Source organism: Streptomyces sp. SLBN-118 (assembly GCF_006715635.1).
Taxonomy (GTDB): Bacteria; Actinomycetota; Actinomycetes; order Streptomycetales; family Streptomycetaceae; genus Streptomyces.
Genome location: NZ_VFNP01000002.1, coordinates 1,114,468 through 1,132,014, shown reverse-complemented (window position 1 = coordinate 1,132,014; position 17,547 = coordinate 1,114,468). Strand labels below are relative to the sequence as shown.

The following is a 17,547-nucleotide window of genomic DNA, read 5'->3' as shown; positions in this document are numbered from 1 at the left end:
TGGCGGTGACCGTCTGCTCGGCGGTTCCCTCCCCTCATGCGCGGGCTTCTCCGCCATGCCCGCGGGCCGCCGGTCACCCGCCGCCGACCCGTAGCCATGAAGGAGCCCCGCAGTGCTTGACCACGGCGCAGCCCCACCCACTTCCGAGCAGTCCACCGCCCAAGACCAGGGCTTCGGCGCCCGGCTGATGCGGCGTAAGCCCGTCGAGCAACTCGTCGCCGAGGGCGGCCAGGGCGACGGCGGCTCACTGCGCCGCTCGCTCACGATGTGGCAACTGACCATGATCAGCATCGGTGCGACGCTCGGCACCGGCATCTTCGTCGTACTCGGCGAGGCCACCCCGCTGGCCGGCCCGGCGGTCGCGATCTCATTCGTCATCGCCGGCCTGACGGCGCTGTTCTCGGCGCTCTCCTACGCCGAGCTGGCCGGATCCATCCCTGTCTCCGGGTCCTCGTACTCGTACTCGTACGCCACCATGGGCGAGATCGTCGCCTGGATCTGCGGCTGGTGTCTGATCCTGGAGTACGGAGTCTCGGTCGCCGCCGTGGCCGTCGGCTGGGGCGAATACCTCAACGAGCTCCTCGACGGCACGATCGGCGTCACCATTCCCGACGCGGTCTCCGCACCGATGGGCGAGGGCGGCCTCATCAACCTGCCGGCCCTGGTGGTCGTGCTGCTCGCCATGGTCTTCCTGATGGGCGGTGCCAAGGAGAGCGCCCGGGTCAACTCGATCATGGTCGGCGTGAAGATCGTGACGCTGCTGCTCTTCATCGGCATCGGCTTCATGGGCATCAAGGCCGGCAACTACACCCCGCTCGCCCCGCTCGGCGTCACCGGGATCAGCGCCGCCGCGGCCAGCCTCTTCTTCTCGTACATCGGCTTCGACGCGGCCTCCACCGCCGGTGAGGAGGCCAAGAACCCCAAGCGGGACCTGCCGCGCGCGATCATGCTGTCGCTGCTGGTCGTCACGGTGCTGTACTGCCTGGTCGCGCTCGTCGCTGTCGGTGCCATGCCCTGGCAGGACTTCGAGGGCACCGAGGCGGCCCTCGCCCAGATCATGAAGGACGTCACCGGCCAGAGCGTCTGGGGCGTGGTGCTCGCCGCGGGCGCGGTCGTCGCCATCGCGTCGGTGGTCTTCGCCGTGCTCTACGGCCAGACCCGCATCCTGTTCGCGATGTCCCGCGACGGACTCGTTCCCAAACTGTTCGCCAAGGTGAACCCGCGCACGGGTGCCCCCCGCGCCAACACGGTCATCGTCTCGGTCTTCTGCGGTGCCCTCGCGGCCTTCATCCCGCTGGGTGAACTGGCCAACGCCACCAGCATCGGCACGCTCTTCGCCTTCGCGCTGGTCAACGTCGCCGTGGTGATCCTTCGCTACAAGCGCCCCGAGATGAACCGCACCTTCAGGGTGATGCTCTTCCCCCTCACCCCGATCCTCGGCTTCCTCTTCTGCGCCTACCTGATGTACACGATGCCGGGCACCACCTGGATGGTCTTCGGTGGCTGGATGATCGTCGGCCTCGTGTTCTACTTCGGATACGGCATGCGCCGCTCCCGACTGGCCACGGCAGAGAAGTGATCCACCCGCAGTGCGACTGAACGAACTCGACGAACGCATCGTCCACGCCCTCGCCGAGGACGCCCGCCGCTCCTTCGCGGACATCGGCTCCGAGGTCGGCCTCTCCGCGCCCGCCGTCAAGCGGCGGGTCGACAGACTGCGCGCCGAAGGCGCCATCACCGGGTTCACCGTCCGGGTGGACCCGGCGGCTCTCGGCTGGGAGACCGAGGGCTTCGTCGAGATCTACTGTCGCCACAACACCTCGCCCGAGGACATCCGCCGCGGCATGGAGCGCTACCCGGAGGTCGTGTCCGCCTCCACCGTCACCGGTGAGGCGGACGCGATCGTCCAGGTCTTCGCCTCCGACATGCGCCACTTCGAGCGCGTGCTGGAGCGGATCGCGGGCGAGCCGTTCGTGGTGCGGACCAAGTCGGTGCTGGTGCTCTCCCCGCTGCTGCGGCGCTTCTCGTCGGGCGCGCCCGCCTAAGGTGGATCCCGCGACCCTGGCCGGACCTGCGGCTGCGCTCTGATCGCGCGGCACGCAACGAATCGCCGCTCCGGGCGCGCACAGCGCAATGGATCGACCATCGACACGCAACGGTCGCGCCTTGTCCCGGCAGGAGTCCGGACCGTACCGTTTTTAACGTCTTCTTCACCCCGCATACATCGCCCAGAGGTTGCCGATGCCCCCGCTGCGCACCGCCCTGCTCCAGAGCTCCGGCCGACCGGGCTCGGTCGCCGAGAACCTGAAGGTGCTCGACGAGGCCGCGGCCCGCGCGGCGGCGGCCGGTGCCGGACTGCTGATCGGCCCCGAGATGTTTCTGACGGGGTACGCGATCGGCGACCAGGTGCCTGTCCTGGCGGAGCCCGCCGACGGCCCCGCCGCCCGGTCCGTCGCCGAGATCGCGCGCCGCCACGGCATCGCGGTGATGTACGGGTATCCCGAGCGGGAGGGCGAGAAGATCTTCAACTCCGCGCAGCTGATCGGCCCCGACGGCGAGAGCCTCGCGAACTACCGCAAGACCCATCTCTTCGGCTGCTTCGAGCAGCAGTGGTTCACCCCCGGCGACCAGCCGGTCGTCCAGGCCGAGCTCGGCGGGATCCGGCTCGGCATGCTGATCTGCTACGACGTGGAGTTCCCGGAGAACGTCCGGGCGCAGGCGCTCGCCGGGACCGATCTGCTGCTCGTGCCCACCGCGCAGATGCACCCCTTCCAGTTCGTGGCCGAGTCGGTCGTCCCGGTGCGGGCCTTCGAGAGCCAGATGTACATCGCGTACGTCAACAGGACCGGCGCGGAAGGGGAGTTCGAGTTCGTCGGACTCAGCTGTCTGGCGAGCCCCGACGGCACGACCCGCGTCCGGGCCGGACGCGGCGAAGAACTGCTCGTCGGCGAGGTGGATCCGGCCCTGCTGAGCGCCTCCCGCGAGGCCAATCCCTATCTGCGCGACCGCCGCCCGGACCTGTACGGGTCCCTCCTCTGAACCTCTCCCCGCTCGCCGCACACGCTTTCCCCGCAAGGAGTCCGTACCCCATGACGTCCACGGTGCCCACCACTGCTGTCCAGCACTCCGACGAGCAGCCGCCGATCACCATGTTCGGTCCGGACTTTCCGTACGCGTACGACGACTTCCTCGCCCACCCGGCGGGACTGGGCCAGATACCCGCGACCGAGCACGGCACCGAGGTCGCCGTCATCGGAGGCGGGCTCTCCGGCATCGTCGCCGCGTACGAGCTGATGAAGATGGGCCTCAAGCCGGTCGTCTACGAGGCGGACAAGATCGGCGGCCGGCTGCGCACCGTCGGCTTCGAGGGCACCGGTACGGACGAGCTGTCCGCCGAGATGGGCGCGATGCGCTTCCCGCCCTCCTCGACCGCGCTGCAGCACTACATCGACCTGGTCGGTCTGACCACGCAGCCCTTCCCCAACCCCCTCGCCCCCAGCACCCCGTCGACGGTCGTCGACCTCAAGGGCGAGTCGCACTACGCCGAGACCATCGACGACCTGCCCCAGGTCTACCGCGATGTGATGGACGCCTGGAACGCCTGTCTGGAGGAGGGCGCCGACTTCTCCGACATGAACCGCGCCATGCGCGAGCGCGATGTGCCGCGCATCCGCGAGATCTGGGCGAAGCTGGTCGAGAAGCTCGACAACCAGACCTTCTACGGCTTCCTCTGCGATTCCGAGGCCTTCAAGTCCTTCCGGCACCGCGAGATCTTCGGCCAGGTCGGCTTCGGCACCGGCGGCTGGGACACCGACTTCCCCAACTCCATCCTGGAGATCCTGCGCGTCGTCTACTCCGAGGCCGACGACCACCACCGCGGCATCGTCGAGGGCAGCCAGCAGCTGCCGCTGCGGCTCTGGGAGCGCGAGCCCGCAAAGATCACCTACTGGGCGCCCGGTACCTCGCTGTCGTCCCTCCACGAGGGCGACCCGAAGCCGGCCGTGACCCGGCTGCACCGCACCGCGGGCAACCGGATCACCGTCACCGATGCCTCGGGCGACATCCGTACCTACCAGGCGGCCATCTTCACCGCGCAGTCCTGGATGCTGCTTTCCAAGATCGCCTGCGACGACTCGCTGTTCCCCATCGACCACTGGACGGCGATGGAGCGCACCCACTACATGGAGTCGTCCAAGCTGTTCGTCCCGGTCGACCGGCCGTTCTGGCTGGACAAGGACGAGGTCACCGGCCGCGACGTCATGTCGATGACGCTCACCGACCGGATGACCCGCGGCACGTACCTGCTCGACAACGGGCCCGACAAGCCGGCCGTCATCTGCCTCTCGTACACCTGGTGCGACGACAGCCTCAAGTGGCTGCCCCTGTCTGCGAACGAGCGGATGGAGGTCATGCTCAAGTCGCTCGGTGAGATCTACCCGAACGTCGACGTCCGCAGCCACATCATCGGCAACCCGGTCACCGTGTCCTGGGAGAACGAGCCGTACTTCATGGGCGCGTTCAAGGCGAACCTGCCGGGCCACTACCGTTACCAGCGGCGTCTGTTCACGCACTTCATGCAGGACCGGCTGCCCGCGGACAAGCGCGGCATCTTCCTGGCGGGCGACGACATCTCCTGGACGGCGGGCTGGGCCGAGGGCGCCGTGCAGACCGCGCTGAACGCGGTGTGGGGCGTGATGCACCAGCTCGGCGGGGCGACCGACCCGAGCAACCCGGGCCCCGGCGACCTGTACGACGAGATCGCTCCGGTCGAACTGCCGGAGGACTGAAAGCGACCCTCCGGGGCCGACCGCGATCCGGCCGGCCCCGGACGGTGTTCAACTCTCCACGCCGTCCGCCGTGTGCCGACCGGGCCGGGCCCTCCGGCGGCCCTGGCGGTCAGCGCCAGGGCGTGAGCAGACAGCGCCCGACGAGACCGACACCCGTGTCGAGCCGTTCGGTGAACTCCTCGGCCAGGCCGGGGAGTTCTCGTACTCCCCACAACAGCCGCGCCGCCGACCAGGCGCCCTCGCGAGCCCGGTCGAGGCTCCAGGACCCGACCAGGTGGGTGAGCGGATCGGCGATCTCCAGGAGATCGGGGCCCGGCATCAGATCCTCGCGGATGCGCTCCTCAAGGAGGGTGAGGATGTCGCCGACGCGGTCGAACTCGACCTCAAGATCGGCGGGTTCGCAGTCGAGCGCCCGGCAGGTGTCGACCAGGGCGAGTGCCAGATCGTGCCCGATGTGCGCATTGATGCCGGCGAGGGCGAACTGCAGCGGCCGTACGCCGGGATGGCGCCGGTACTGGAACAACGGCCGCCAGCAGGCAGGCGGACGGCGACCCTCCGCAGCCGCGTCCACTGCGGCCAGATAGCGGCGGGCGAACAGCGCGTCGAGCGTGGCGGCGGCCCGCCGGTCCGGGAAGCCGCCGCCGTCGATCTGCCGGTCGATCTCCTCGGTGACGGCCAGATAGACCCGGTTGAAGACGGCGACCCCGTCCGTGGCGGGCCAGTCGTCGCGCAGCGCCTGCATCCGTTCCATCACCGAGTCGACCGGGGAGCGGCGACGGTCGGCCCGGGCCGCGACGTGTTCCATCTGCGCCATGCAGGCAGCGTCCCAGGCGGCGGCGAAATGGCGCGGTGACGGGCCGGGGCTTGACCGGAACGGAGGACCTGTGGGCGTACCGGGGCCCGCAGGGGCAGAGCCTGCTCAAGGCGGTCGACTATCTGCTGCCGGCGGCGACAGAGGCCTCGGCCTGGCCGCATCCCGAGCTCGAGTTCTACCGGTACGCGGCGAGTGACGTGGTGCGCGCGGCGGCGGACGCCGGTGACGCCGGGGCGAGGGCGGCGGTACCGGGGCTTCAGCCGCCAACGGGTGGTGACCTGTGGGCGCTGCTGCCCGTGGTGGAACAGCTGGACTCGATCGCGGGCTGAGGGAGTACGCCGTCAGGCCGTGAGGGGTCCGGGGCGGACCCCTGCCCCTTCCGCGGCGCCCTTCACGGCAGCCGCTCGGCCACCGCCTCCGCGACGCCGGACTGCATGCTGTCCCGCCCCGCCGACCGCAGCACCCCCGCGCCCACGACCAGACCGAACGCAAGTGCCGTCACCAGGCCGAAGGAGACGACCAGACTCGTCGCGTCGGCCACCGCCCCGATCGCCGAGGGTGCGATCAGCCCCGAGGTGTACGTGATCGTGGCGACGCCCGCGATCGCCTGGCTCGGGTTCGGCCCGCTGCGCCCCGCCGCCGCGAAGGCCAGCGGTACGACGACGGCGACCCCCAGACCGATGAACGCGAAGCCGGTCATCGCCACGGCCGGATGCGGCGCGAGGACCACCAGCAGTCCGCCCGCCGTTGCCAGCACACCGCCCACCCGTACGGTGCGCACGGGCCCGAAGCGGTCCACGATCCGGTCGCCGGCCAGCCGCGCCACCGCCATGGTCAGCGCGAACGCGGTGGTGGACGCGGCGGCGAGACCTGCCGACGTATCCAGCTCGTCCCGCAGATACACCGCCGACCAGTCCAGACTCGCGCCCTCCGCGAACACCGCGCAGAACCCGATCGCGCCGATGACCAGAGCCGACCTGGGCGGCAGCGCGAACCGCGGCGGCGGTGTCTCGTCCGGCGCGCTGCGCAGGTCCAGTACGCCCTGACAGGCGGCGAGCCCGAGCACGGTGAGGGTCACGGCGGCGAGCGCGTGGTGCAGCCGGGCGTCGCTGCCCAGATGTGCCGCGAGCGTGCCGCCCGCCGAGCCGATCAGCGCCCCCGCGCTCCACATGCCGTGCAGCCCGGACATGATCGACCGGTCGAGCCGGTTCTCGGTCTCGACCCCGAGGGCGTTCATGGCCACGTCGGACATCCCCGCCGCCGCCCCGAACACAAAGAGCGCCCCGCACAGCGCGAGCAGATTCGGGGCGAAGGACGGCAGGGTCAGCGAGAGGGTCCACAGGACGATCAGCCCCCGCAGGGCGTTGCGTGCGCCGAAGCGGTGGCTGACCGCTCCGGCCAGCGGCATCGCCACGGACGCGCCGAGCGCGGGGAAGGCGAGTGCGAGACCGAGCTGCGCGGCGCCGACCGACGCATGGTCCTGGATCCAGGGGATCCGGGTGGCGAAACTGCCGGTGACAGCCCCGTGCACGCAGAAGACGGCGGCGATGGCATACCGTGCCCGCTTCAACGTCCCCTGACTGAAGACCACTTCGTTCGCCATGCCCTTGCCCCTCCCCGTCGTCGTGGTGCGTAAACTATCAGGGACCCTGCCTGATAAATAGTGAGGGCGGGGATCTGGAAGGATTCCGGCATGCCCGCATCACCGAGCACCGCCCGTGCCATCAACGACCGGCACGCGCTGCAACTGCTGCAGCAGGAAGGCCCGTTGACGGCAGGGCAGCTCAAGACCAGGACCGGACTCTCCCGGCCAACCGTCGCCGACCTGGTGGAGCGCCTGCAGGGCTCAGGCCTGATCCGGGTCGTCGGGGAGGCGGGCGCGGATCGCCGTGGCCCCAATGCCAGGGTGTACGGCATCGTCGCGGACCGGGCCCACCTGGCCGCCCTCGACGTGCGGACCCAGAGCGTGGCCGTCGTCGTCGCGGACCTGCTCGGCGCCACCCTCGCCGAGGCCTCACTCCCGATCGGCGGTGACACCGGCACCGAGCCGGCGGTCCAGCAGGCGGTCGCGCTGCTGGAGCGGACCGCGCGGGAGGCGGGCGCGCCCCGGCTCCACAGCGTCGGCATCGGCGCGCCCGGCCTGATCGACCCTGTCACCGGGGAGCTGCGCGACACCTCCGGTCTGCCCGCCTGGCACCGCCGACTGGTCGCAGCCCTCCAGGAGCGGCTGCCCGCCAGGGTGCTCGTCGAGAACGAGACCAATCTGGCGGCCGTCGCGGAACAGCGCCTCGGCGCGGCCCGCGACCGCGACACCTTTGTCCTGCTGTGGCTCGGACACGGTGTCGGGGCGGCCCTCTTCCTGGACGGCAGGCTCCGCAAGGGTGCCTCCGGAGGCGCGGGTGAGATCGGCTTCCTGCCGGTGCCCGGCACGGCGGGCATCCCCTCCGCGGTCGACTGCGCGGGCGGCTTCCATTCACTGGCCGGATCCGCCGCGATCTGCGAGCTCGCCGATGAGCACGGCATCGATGCCGACCGGCGCGGGGAGCCCCCGGCCGCGGCGCTGGTGCAGGCGGCAGTTGCGGCCGGGCGGGGCGACTTCCTCGACGGCCTCGCCCAACGGCTGTCCCTCGGTGTGGCCGCGGTCGCGTCTGTACTCGACCCGGGTTGTGTGGTCCTCGGCGGTGAGGTCGGGCATGCGGGCGGCGCGGAGCTGGCGGCCCGGGTCGAGTCGCGGCTGGCCGGCCTCTCCCCGCTGCGTACCCGGGTGCGTGCCGGAGAGCTGGGCGGCACGGCGGTCCTGAGCGGAGCGCTGATCACGGCGCGCGAGGCGGCGCAGGACGAGGTTTTCACCCTTCGCGGCTGAGCCGCACGAGGGGGTGGCCAGAGGTTCCCGGATACCGCGAGCCGAAAGGCCGTGAGCCCAAGGCCGCGAGCCGAGGGCCCGGCGGCGGCAAGGGCCGGTTCTCCGCCGCCGGACGGTCGACACCCCACGGACAGCGGAGATGCCGCCGAGACTAAAAGGACTAGACCAGTGTCGTCAATAGGTCAGAACCAGCCGACCGGACAGAGCCTTGTGAGCCAGTCCACAGTCGGTCACTCGTACAGCCCATGCGCGGCATGGCACACTGGCCCTGTATCAGCAGCAGCGCACTCCGGGGTCGGTGTAATTCCGAACCGGCGGTTATAGTCCGCGACCCGTCCGCATCCAGCGGCCGGTTGACCAGGTGAAATTCCTGGACCGACGGTGAAAGTCCGGATGGGAGGCAGTGCGCGGCGGGCGACCTTTCCGGTATGCCGGCCGTAGTGGCTGATCGCCGCTCAAGCGGCGGTCTGTGTGCTCGGTCCCGGCGACTGCCGCGAAGCGTTGTTCCGCTCTCTGTCGTCATCGACAGGCCCCGGAGTCCGTGCCCGAAGAGGCAGGAGGACCCGGTGGCCACCGCAGCCGACGTGAACGCCATGCGCCGAGCCATCACGCTCGCCGCCCGCGGACTCGGCTCCACCAGCCCCAACCCGGTCGTCGGGTGCGTGATACTCGACGCCGCCGGACAGCCTGTGGGCGCCGGCCACCACCAGCGCGCCGGCGGCCCGCACGCCGAGGTCAACGCCCTGCGTGACGCGGGCGATCGGGCCCGCGGCGGCACCGCGTACGTCACCCTCGAACCCTGCAACCACATCGGCCGCACCGGCCCCTGCGCCCAGGCGCTCATCGAGGCCGGGATCAGCCGGGTCGTCTACGCGGTCGCAGACCCCAACCCGCAGGCCACCGGCGGCGGCGACACCCTGCGTGCCGCCGGAGTCCGGGTCGAGTCGGGCCTGCTCGCCGACGAGGCCGAGGCGGGCAACATCGCCTGGCTCACCTCCGTGCGCCTCGGCCGCCCCTACGTCCTGTGGAAGTACGCGGCCACCCTCGACGGCCGCATCGCGGCCGGGGACCGCAGCAGCCGCTGGATCACCTCGCCCGAGTCGCGCGCCGACGTCCACCGGCTGCGCGCCGAGGCCGACGCCGTGATCGTCGGGTCGGGGACGGCCCGCGCCGACGACCCCCATCTCGCGGTGCGTGGCATCGAAGGCGCCGTCCAGCCCCTGCGGGTGGTTCTCGACACCGAGGCCACCGCTGTCGGGCCGGGCGCCCGAGTCCTCGACGACGCCGCGCCCACGCTGATCGCGGTGGCCGAGGACGCCGAGCCCCAACTGCCCGACGCCGTACAGGTCATGACGCTGCCTCGCGCCGGGCGGGGCCTGTCCGTGGCGGCCCTGCTGGAAGCCCTCCACCGGCGCGGCATCCGCTCCGTACTGCTCGAAGGCGGCCCGACGCTCGCCGGAGCCTTCGTCGCCGCGGGAGCTGTCGACAAGGTCGTCGGCTATCTCGCCCCCGTCCTCCTCGGCGCGGGCCCCGCCGCCCTCGCCGACGCAGGAATCTCCACGATCACCGAAGCGTTGCGGCTCGAGCTGACCGAGACCGTACGCATCGGGCCCGATCTGCGTATCACCGCCGTACCCCACACCGCCCCGAAGGAGCGCTGAGCGTGTTCACCGGAATCGTTGAAGAACTGGGTGAGGTCACCGCCGTAGAGAACCTCGGTGACTCCTCCCGCTTCCGACTGCGCGGCCCCGTCGTCACCGAAGGCGCCCGGCACGGCGACTCCATCGCCGTCAACGGCGTCTGCCTCACCGTCGTCGAGTTCGGCGACGGTGAGTTCACCGCCGATGTGATGGCCGAGACGCTGAGCCGCTCCAGCCTCGGCGCGCTCCAGGAAGGCTCCAGGGTCAACCTGGAGCGGCCCATGGCCGTCGGTGACAGGCTCGGCGGGCACATCGTCCAGGGCCATGTCGACGGCACGGGCACCATCGTCGAGCGGAAGCCCTCGGAGAACTGGGAGATCGTGAAGATCTCCCTCCCCGGCGACCTCGCACGCTATGTCGTCGAAAAGGGCTCCATCACCGTCGACGGGGTGAGCCTCACGGTCGTCGACGCCGGACGCGACTACTTCACCATCAGCCTCATCCCCACCACCCTCGCGCTGACCACGCTCGGCCTCAAGCAGCCCGGAGACCCGGTCAACCTCGAGGTCGACGTCATCGCCAAGTACGTCGAGCGGCTGCTCGGCGCGCGGTCGGCGGACGCCGCGGAAGCCGGGGTGAGCGCCACGTGAGTGCCGTCGACTGGCTGAACAGCGAGGCCTTCACGGCCTTCGGCCAGCCCATCAAGTGGGCCGACATGACCGGCAACGCGGTCGGCCTGATCGCCCTCGCGCTCGGCTGGCGGCGCTCGATCTGGACCTGGCCCGTGCAGTTCGCCTCCGGGCTCATCCTTCTCGTCGCGTTCGCTTCCGCGCACTTGACCGGCAGTGCAAGCAAGCAGGTCGTGGTCATGGTGGTCGCGGCCTGGGGCTGGTGGCAGTGGACCCGCGGCCGGCAGCAGGACAAGGACGGCTCGATCGCCGTCCGCTTCGCGACCTGGCGCGAGCGAGGAGTCCTCGCCGCCGGCGCGACCGCCGGCACGCTCGCCGTCGGCGGCGTGTTCACCCTGTACCCGTCGCTGTCCTGGGACCCTTGGCCCGACGCGTACATCTTCGTCGGCACCCTCGTCGCCATGTACGCACAGGCCCGCGGCATGGTCGAGTTCTGGTTCGCCTGGCTGCTCGTCGACCTGGTCGGCGTGCCGCTCAATTTCGCCAACGGCTTCGCCTTCTCCGGATTCGTCTACGTCATTTACGGCGCGCTCGTCCTGTGGGGCATGCGCGACTGGTGGCTGCGCTCCCGTACGAGCGCCAAGCCCTCCCTGGAAGGAGCGGCAGCATGACTGCTCAGCCCACCTGGTACTCCACCGACAACGTCGAGGACTTCGCCCTCGACCCGGTCGAGCAGGCCATCCGAGACATCGCGGCGGGGCGGCCCGTCGTGGTGGTCGACGACGAGGACCGCGAGAACGAGGGCGACCTCGTCATCGCCGCCGAGAAGGCCACACCCGAGATCGTCGCCTTCATGATGAGTGAGTGCCGCGGCCTGATCTGCGCCCCCATGGAGGGCGAGGAGCTGGAGCGGCTCGACCTGCCGCAGATGGTCGAGCACAACACCGAGTCGATGAGCACGGCCTTCACGGTCTCCGTCGACGCGGGCCCGGCCTTCGGCGTGACCACCGGTATCTCCGCGGCGGATCGCGCCACCACCCTCCAACTGCTGGCCGGCGGCAAGGCCGAGGCCTCCGACTTCGTACGCCCCGGGCATGTCTTCCCGCTGCGTGCCAAGCCCGGCGGGGTCCTGGTGCGCAACGGCCACACCGAGGCCGCGGTCGACCTCGCCCGGCTCGCGGGCCTGCGCCCGGCCGGCGCGATCGTGGAGATCGCGGGCGAGGACGGGGTGATGCTGCGGCTGCCGGAGCTGATTCCGTTCGCCCGCAAGCACGGCCTGACGATCATCTCCATCGAGGACCTAATCGCCTACCGCCGCTCCTCGGAGCCGACGGTCAAGCGGGAGGCCGAGGTCAATCTGCCCACGTCCTTCGGGCAGTTCACCGCCTACGGCTACCGCTCCACCGTCGACGGCATCGAGCATGTCGCACTCGTCCACGGCGACATCGGCGACGGCGAGGACGTCCTCGTCCGCGTCCACTCCGAGTGCCTGACCGGCGACATCTTCCACTCGCTGCGCTGCGACTGCGGCCCCCAGCTCCAGGCCTCCATGGAGCACATCACCGCGACGGGCCGCGGTGTCGTCGTCTATCTGCGCGGTCACGAGGGCCGCGGCATCGGCCTGCTGTCCAAGCTGCGCGCGTACGAACTCCAGGAACGCGGCCGCGACACCCTCGACGCCAATCTCGAACTCGGCCTGCCCGCCGATGCACGCGACTACGCGGCAGGCGCCCAGATCCTCGATGACCTCGGCGTACGCAGCCTCCGGCTGATGACCAACAACCCCGACAAGATCACCGCACTCGTCCGGCACGGCCTCACGGTCCACGGCCGCGAGGTGATGCCCGTCCAGGCGGGTGAGCACAACCTCCGGTATTTGCGCACCAAGCGGGACCGGATGGGACACGACCTGCCCTGGCTCGACGCCATCACGGCGTCCGCCTGCGGCAACCAGTAAGCAGATCGACCAGCAAGCGCGACGAGTAAGACAGAAAGCGTCAAGGGAGAAAAATGAGCGGCAAGGGTGCACCCGAACTGTCCGTACGCAACTGCGGCGACCTCCGGGTGGCGGTGATCGCGGCCCAGTGGCACGAGAAGGTCATGGACGGTCTCGTCGACGGCGCCCTGCGCGCCCTGCACGAGGTGGGCATCGACGAGCCGACGCTGCTGCGTGTCCCCGGCAGCTTCGAGCTGCCGGTGGTCGCCAAGGTGCTGGCCGGCCGCGGCTATGACGCGATCGTCGCGCTCGGCGTCGTCATCCGCGGCGGTACCCCGCACTTCGAGTACGTGTGCCAGGGCGTCACCCAGGGCCTCACCCAGGTCTCCATCGACACCGGCGTCCCCGTCGGCTTCGGCGTGCTGACCTGCGACACCGAGGAGCAGGCTCTGGACCGGGCCGGTCTCGAGGGATCGAACGAGGACAAGGGCCACGAGGCGGTCACCGCCGCACTCTCGACCGCGACCATCCTGCGTTCAGTATCTGAACCCTGGCGCTGAGGGGAAGGCCCTTCCGCGTAGGGTGGTGACCATCATGGCGAACAAAACCTTCGAAGAGCTCTTCGCCGAGCTGCAGCTCAAGGCGAAGAACGGCGACCCTGCCACCTCCCGCACCGCCGAGCTGGTGGACAAGGGTGTGCATGCCATCGGCAAGAAGGTCGTCGAGGAGGCCGCCGAGGTGTGGATGGCCGCCGAGTACGAGGGCAAGGAAGCCGCCGCCGAGGAGATCTCCCAGCTGCTCTACCACGTCCAGGTGATGATGGTCGCCCGCGGGATCTCTCTCGACGACGTCTACGCCCACCTCTGAGTACCGCCCCCCGTCACACAGGCACGAACAAAGGAAGCCCGTCTCATGCTGCGCATCGCCGTCCCCAACAAGGGTTCACTGTCCGGGCCTGCGTCGGCGATACTCCATGAGGCCGGCTACCAGCAGCGCAAGGAGTCCAAGGAGCTCGTTCTCGTCGACCCGGAGAACGACGTCGAGTTCTTCTACCTGCGCCCGCGCGACATCGCGATCTATGTGAGCTCCGGCAAGCTCGACATCGGCATCACCGGCCGCGATCTGCTGCTGGACTCCGGGGCCAACGCCGAGGAGATCCTCCAGCTCGGCTTCGCCCGCTCCACCTTCCGCTACGCCACCAAGCCCGGCACGGCAAAGGACGTCGGAGACTTCGGCGGAATGACCATCGCCACCTCTTATGAGGGCATCGTCGCCAAGCACCTGGCCGACGAGGGCATAGACGCCTCCGTGGTCCACCTCGACGGGGCCGTCGAGACGGCGATCCAGCTCGGTGTCGCGCAGGTCATCGCCGATGTCGTGGAGACCGGCACCAGCCTGCGCAACGCGGGTCTGGAGGTCATCGGCGAGCCCATCATGAAGTCCGAGGCGGTCGTGATCCGCCGCACCGGCGCGGACACGGACGACCCCAAGGTCCAGCAGTTCCTGCGCCGCCTCCAGGGCGTCCTGGTCGCCCGCTCTTACGTGATGATGGACTACGACTGCCGCGCCGAGCACCTGGAGCAGGCCGTCGCCCTTACCCCGGGCCTCGAGTCCCCGACCGTCTCACCGCTCCACAACGAAGGCTGGGTCGCTGTCCGCGCCATGGTCCCCGCAAAGGAGGCGCAGCGGATCATGGACGACCTGTACGAGCTCGGCGCGCGGGCGATCCTCACCACGGCCATCCACGCCTGCAGGCTCTGAGGAATGCCCGAGACCATGTCTGCCGACGCCCCCCAAGTCCCGGCGCTTCCGGTCACGTTCAGGCCGACCCGCACCCGGGTCGTCCTGCTGGCCGTGGGCGCGGCCATGTTCGCCGTGATCACCGCGGTCGCCCTGATGCTCGAGAAGCTCAGCGCGGGGGAGCGCAGCAGCTTCATCTTCACCGCGCTGCTCTTCTTCGGCGTACTGGCCCTGCTGAGCAGGCCCAAGGTCGTCGCCGACGAGAACGGCGTCACCGTCGTCAACCTCACCCGTACGCGCCGTCTCGAGTGGGCCGAGATCCTGCGGGTGAATCTGCGGCCCGGTGACCCGTGGGTCTTCCTCGACCTCAGCGACGGCACCAGCCTGCCGGTGCTCGGCATCCAGCCCGGCATCGCCAGGGCACACGCCGTCCGTGACGCCCGCGCCCTGCGGGCCCTCGCGGAGAGCCGCGGCACCCGGCCGGACACCGACTGAGACGAAGGCCACGGCGAGGTGACGCGGCGGTGCCCTGCCGCGTCCGCGCCTCGCTTGATTACTCTGGTGCCGGTGGCGCCGAGCGCGCCCCGTCCCGCACCACCCGGCCGGCCCCGGCCCGTGGGACACCTGCGACCCGAGGAGTGACTCCCTCCAGCAATGGACGGATCGTCCGGTAGTACCTGCGCCGCCCCCTCCCTGGAGGCGGCGGCATGATCATCGCCCTGTTGCTGCTCGCCGCGGCATTCCTCCTGATTCTCGCCAACGGCTTCTTCGTGGCGGCCGAGTTCGGTCTTGTCACGGTGGAGCGGCCCGACGCCGAGCGCGCAGCCGCGGAGGGCGACCGCCGTGCCCGCCGCGTCGTCACGGCGCTGCGGGAGCTGTCCTTCCAGCTGTCCGGCACCCAGCTCGGCATCACCATCACCTCGCTCGTCGTCGGCATGCTCGCCGAACCCGCGACCGCCCGGCTGCTCCACTGGCCGCTGACCGCGACCGGGCTACCCGAAGGGGCCGTCTCCGGCTTCGCGGTGGTGATCGGGATGCTGCTCGCCTCCGCCGTCCAGATGGTGATCGGAGAACTCGTCCCCAAGAACTGGGCGGTTTCCCGGCCGTTGCAGGTCGCACGCTTCGTCGCCGGACCGCAGCATCTCTTCTCGACCGCCTTCCGCCCCGTGATCACCCTGCTCAACACCGTCGCCAACCGTCTCGTACGCCTGCTCGGCGTCGAACCGGCCGAGGAGCTGGCGTCAGCCCGCACCCCCGGCGAGCTGGTCTCGCTCGCGCGTCACTCGGCGCGGGCCGGCGCGCTGGAGCAGGACACGGCCGACCTGTTCGTACGGACCTTGTCCCTCGGGCATCTCACGGCGCAGCATGTGATGACCCCGCGGGTGAAGATGAGCGCCCTGCAGTCCGACGCCACCGCGGCGGACGTCCTCAACCTCACCCGGGCGACCGGCCTTTCGCGCTTTCCCGTCTACCGGGAGCGCATCGACGAGATCGTCGGCATGGTGCATCTCAAGGACGCCCTCGCGGTGCCCGTCGACGAGCGGCTGCGCACCCGGGTGGACCGGGTGGCCGTCGCTCCGCTGCTGGTGCCCGGGACGCTGCCCGTGCAGCAGCTCCTGGAGCGGCTGCGCAGCGAGCAGCCCATAGCCGTCGTCGTCGACGAGTACGGCGGCACCGCCGGAGTGGTCACCCTCGAGGACATCGTCGAGGAGCTTGTCGGCGAGGTCCGCGACGAGCACGACGGCGAGGCCGACGCCCGGCCCGAACTCGCTCCGGTCGCGGCCGAGGACGGCCATCCGGCCTGGGAGGCCGACGGCAGCTGCCGAGTCCTCACTCTGCGCCGGATAGGCCTCGATGTGCCGGACGGTCCCTACGAGACCGTGGCCGGCCTGGTCGCCGATCTGCTGGGACGGATCCCGGCCCCCGGCGACCGGGCCGAACTGCCCGGCTGGCGGCTTTCCGTGCGCCAGGTGGACCGCTATCGCGCCGAGCGGGTACGCCTGGTGCGCATCGCCGACGTTCCGGCCCTGACGGAGGCCACGCGATGAGTCTCCTGCAACTGCTGTTCGCACTGCTCCTGGTGCTGGCGAACGGGTTCTTCGTCGGAGCCGAGTTCGCTCTCGTCTCCGTACGCCGCAGCCAGATCGAGCCGCGTGCGGCCGAGGGCTCGTCGCGCGCCCGGCAAGTGCTGCACGGACTGGAGAACCTGCCCCAGATGATGGCGGCCGCGCAGTTCGGCATCACCGTCTGCTCACTGACGCTCGGCGCGGTGGCCGAGCCGACCGTGGCCCATCTGCTGGAACCGGTCTTCCATGCGGCCCATGTGCCCGAGGGGCTGATCCATCCGCTGGGCTATGTGATCGCCCTGGCCGTGGTCGTCTTCCTGCATCTCGTCATCGGCGAGATGGTCCCGAAGAACCTCGCGATGGCCGCGCCCGAGAAGACCGCGATCTGGCTGGGCCCGGGCCTGGTCGGCTTCGCCCGGCTGTGCCGCCCGGTCACCGTCGGCCTGGGCGCCTGTGCCCGGCTGGTGCTGCGGGCCTTCCGGGTCGAGCCCAAGGACGAGGTGGAGGCGGTCTTCACCAGCGAGCAGCTCAACCGTCTGGTCGAGGACTCGGGCCAGGCGGGGCTGCTCGAACCCGCCGAGCAGGAACGTCTTGAGGACGCGCTGGAGCTGGGCAGCCGCCCGGTGACCGATGTGCTCATCGCCCGGTCCAGCCTGGTGACGGTCCCGCCGTCGGTGACCCCCCGCCAGATCGAAGAGCTGACGGTCCGCACCGGCTACTCCCGATTCCCGGTCTGCGCCCAGGGCTCGGGAGCCTTCATGGGCTACCTCCATGTCAAGGACGTACTCGATCTGGAGGACGGCGAACGGGCCGTGCCCCAGCACATCTGGCGCCCCATGGCGACCCTGCGGGCCGAACTCCCCCTGGACGACGCCCTCACCGTGATGCGCCGCGCGGCCACGCACCTCGCCCAGGTCGCCGACGCGTCCGGGCGGGTGCTGGGCCTGGTCGCGCTTGAGGACGTCCTGGAGATGCTGGTCGGCGAGGTCCGCGACCCGTCCCACCGGGTCGCGGTGCCCAGGACGCCACGGCCGTCCCTGGACAGCGCCCTGGTCGGCTGAGTACGGGAACA

Annotated in this window: 17 protein-coding genes, 1 pseudogene and 1 riboswitch; of the genes and pseudogenes, 16 read left to right on the top strand and 2 right to left on the bottom strand. The window is 70.5% G+C overall.

Annotated features, from left to right (window positions below; translation table 11 throughout):
• Positions 1 to 112: 112 nt before the first annotated feature.
• The 4 genes from FBY35_RS23700 to FBY35_RS23685 all read left to right on the top strand — a co-directional run bounded on the left by FBY35_RS23700 (position 113) and on the right by FBY35_RS23685 (position 4,787).
• Positions 113 to 1,579, top strand: a complete 1,467-nt coding sequence (locus tag FBY35_RS23700) for an amino acid permease (protein ID WP_142216006.1) — start codon at positions 113 to 115, stop codon at positions 1,577 to 1,579.
• Positions 1,580 to 1,589: 10 nt separating this feature from the next.
• Positions 1,590 to 2,045, top strand: a complete 456-nt coding sequence (locus FBY35_RS23695) for an Lrp/AsnC family transcriptional regulator (protein ID WP_142216005.1) — start codon at positions 1,590 to 1,592, stop codon at positions 2,043 to 2,045.
• Between the two features lie 196 nt (positions 2,046 to 2,241).
• Positions 2,242 to 3,039 carry a carbon-nitrogen hydrolase family protein gene (locus FBY35_RS23690; protein WP_142216004.1) on the top strand — a complete coding sequence of 266 codons (798 nt, stop codon included), beginning with the start codon at positions 2,242 to 2,244 and terminating at the stop codon, positions 3,037 to 3,039.
• 50 nt (positions 3,040 to 3,089) lie between these two features.
• Entirely contained in the window at positions 3,090 to 4,787 is a 1,698-nt protein-coding gene (locus FBY35_RS23685; RefSeq protein ID WP_142216003.1) for an NAD(P)/FAD-dependent oxidoreductase, read from the top strand.
• 109 nt (positions 4,788 to 4,896) lie between these two features.
• On the opposite strand, the gene FBY35_RS23680 is transcribed toward FBY35_RS23685, so the two are convergent.
• On the bottom strand, positions 4,897 to 5,601 hold the full coding sequence (locus FBY35_RS23680) for a DUF5995 family protein (RefSeq protein ID WP_142216002.1): 705 nt from the start codon (positions 5,599 to 5,601) through the stop codon (positions 4,897 to 4,899).
• Positions 5,602 to 5,666: 65 nt separating this feature from the next.
• Between FBY35_RS23680 and FBY35_RS23675 the strand changes: the two are divergent.
• Positions 5,667 to 5,930: pseudogene (locus FBY35_RS23675) on the top strand (alginate lyase); the annotation flags it as partial.
• Positions 5,931 to 5,992: 62 nt separating this feature from the next.
• Here FBY35_RS23675 and FBY35_RS23670 read toward each other — a convergent pair.
• A complete protein-coding gene (locus tag FBY35_RS23670) occupies positions 5,993 to 7,204 on the bottom strand; it encodes an MFS transporter (RefSeq protein ID WP_142216001.1) in 1,212 nt (403 codons plus the stop codon).
• Between the two features lie 90 nt (positions 7,205 to 7,294).
• Between FBY35_RS23670 and FBY35_RS23665 the strand changes: the two genes are divergently transcribed.
• The 11 genes from FBY35_RS23665 to FBY35_RS23615 all read left to right on the top strand — a co-directional run bounded on the left by FBY35_RS23665 (position 7,295) and on the right by FBY35_RS23615 (position 17,536).
• Complete coding sequence (locus tag FBY35_RS23665) at positions 7,295 to 8,464, top strand: ROK family transcriptional regulator (protein ID WP_142216000.1); 1,170 nt, start codon at positions 7,295 to 7,297, stop codon at positions 8,462 to 8,464.
• A 280-nt stretch (positions 8,465 to 8,744) separates the two neighbouring features.
• Positions 8,745 to 8,875, top strand: a riboswitch (FMN riboswitch).
• A gap of 155 nt (positions 8,876 to 9,030) precedes the next feature.
• On the top strand, positions 9,031 to 10,125 hold the full coding sequence (gene ribD / locus FBY35_RS23660) for a bifunctional diaminohydroxyphosphoribosylaminopyrimidine deaminase/5-amino-6-(5-phosphoribosylamino)uracil reductase RibD (RefSeq protein WP_142215999.1): 1,095 nt from the start codon (positions 9,031 to 9,033) through the stop codon (positions 10,123 to 10,125).
• Positions 10,126 to 10,127: 2 nt separating this feature from the next.
• Complete coding sequence (locus FBY35_RS23655; RefSeq protein ID WP_142215998.1) at positions 10,128 to 10,754, top strand: riboflavin synthase; 627 nt, start codon at positions 10,128 to 10,130, stop codon at positions 10,752 to 10,754.
• Positions 10,751 to 11,404, top strand: a complete 654-nt coding sequence (locus FBY35_RS23650) for a nicotinamide mononucleotide transporter family protein (RefSeq protein WP_186357047.1) — start codon at positions 10,751 to 10,753, stop codon at positions 11,402 to 11,404. Before FBY35_RS23655 ends, FBY35_RS23650 begins: the two co-directional genes overlap by 4 nt.
• Positions 11,401 to 12,690 (top strand): bifunctional 3,4-dihydroxy-2-butanone-4-phosphate synthase/GTP cyclohydrolase II, encoded by a 1,290-nt coding sequence (locus FBY35_RS23645; protein ID WP_142215997.1) that lies wholly within the window; start codon positions 11,401 to 11,403, stop codon positions 12,688 to 12,690. Before FBY35_RS23650 ends, FBY35_RS23645 begins: the two co-directional genes overlap by 4 nt.
• 53 nt (positions 12,691 to 12,743) lie before the next feature.
• A complete protein-coding gene (gene ribH / locus FBY35_RS23640; RefSeq protein ID WP_142215996.1) occupies positions 12,744 to 13,229 on the top strand; it encodes a 6,7-dimethyl-8-ribityllumazine synthase in 486 nt (161 codons plus the stop codon).
• Positions 13,230 to 13,263: 34 nt separating this feature from the next.
• Positions 13,264 to 13,536, top strand: a complete 273-nt coding sequence (locus FBY35_RS23635; protein WP_142215995.1) for a phosphoribosyl-ATP diphosphatase — start codon at positions 13,264 to 13,266, stop codon at positions 13,534 to 13,536.
• Positions 13,537 to 13,581: 45 nt separating this feature from the next.
• Positions 13,582 to 14,430, top strand: a complete 849-nt coding sequence (hisG, locus tag FBY35_RS23630) for an ATP phosphoribosyltransferase (RefSeq protein ID WP_142215994.1) — start codon at positions 13,582 to 13,584, stop codon at positions 14,428 to 14,430.
• A gap of 15 nt (positions 14,431 to 14,445) precedes the next feature.
• On the top strand, positions 14,446 to 14,904 hold the full coding sequence (locus FBY35_RS23625) for a PH domain-containing protein (RefSeq protein WP_142215993.1): 459 nt from the start codon (positions 14,446 to 14,448) through the stop codon (positions 14,902 to 14,904).
• 212 nt (positions 14,905 to 15,116) lie between these two features.
• Positions 15,117 to 16,457, top strand: a complete 1,341-nt coding sequence (locus FBY35_RS23620; protein ID WP_142215992.1) for a hemolysin family protein — start codon at positions 15,117 to 15,119, stop codon at positions 16,455 to 16,457.
• Positions 16,454 to 17,536, top strand: a complete 1,083-nt coding sequence (locus FBY35_RS23615) for a hemolysin family protein (protein WP_142215991.1) — start codon at positions 16,454 to 16,456, stop codon at positions 17,534 to 17,536. The genes FBY35_RS23620 and FBY35_RS23615 overlap by 4 nt, the downstream gene beginning before the upstream one ends.
• The last annotated feature ends 11 nt before the right edge of the window (positions 17,537 to 17,547 follow it).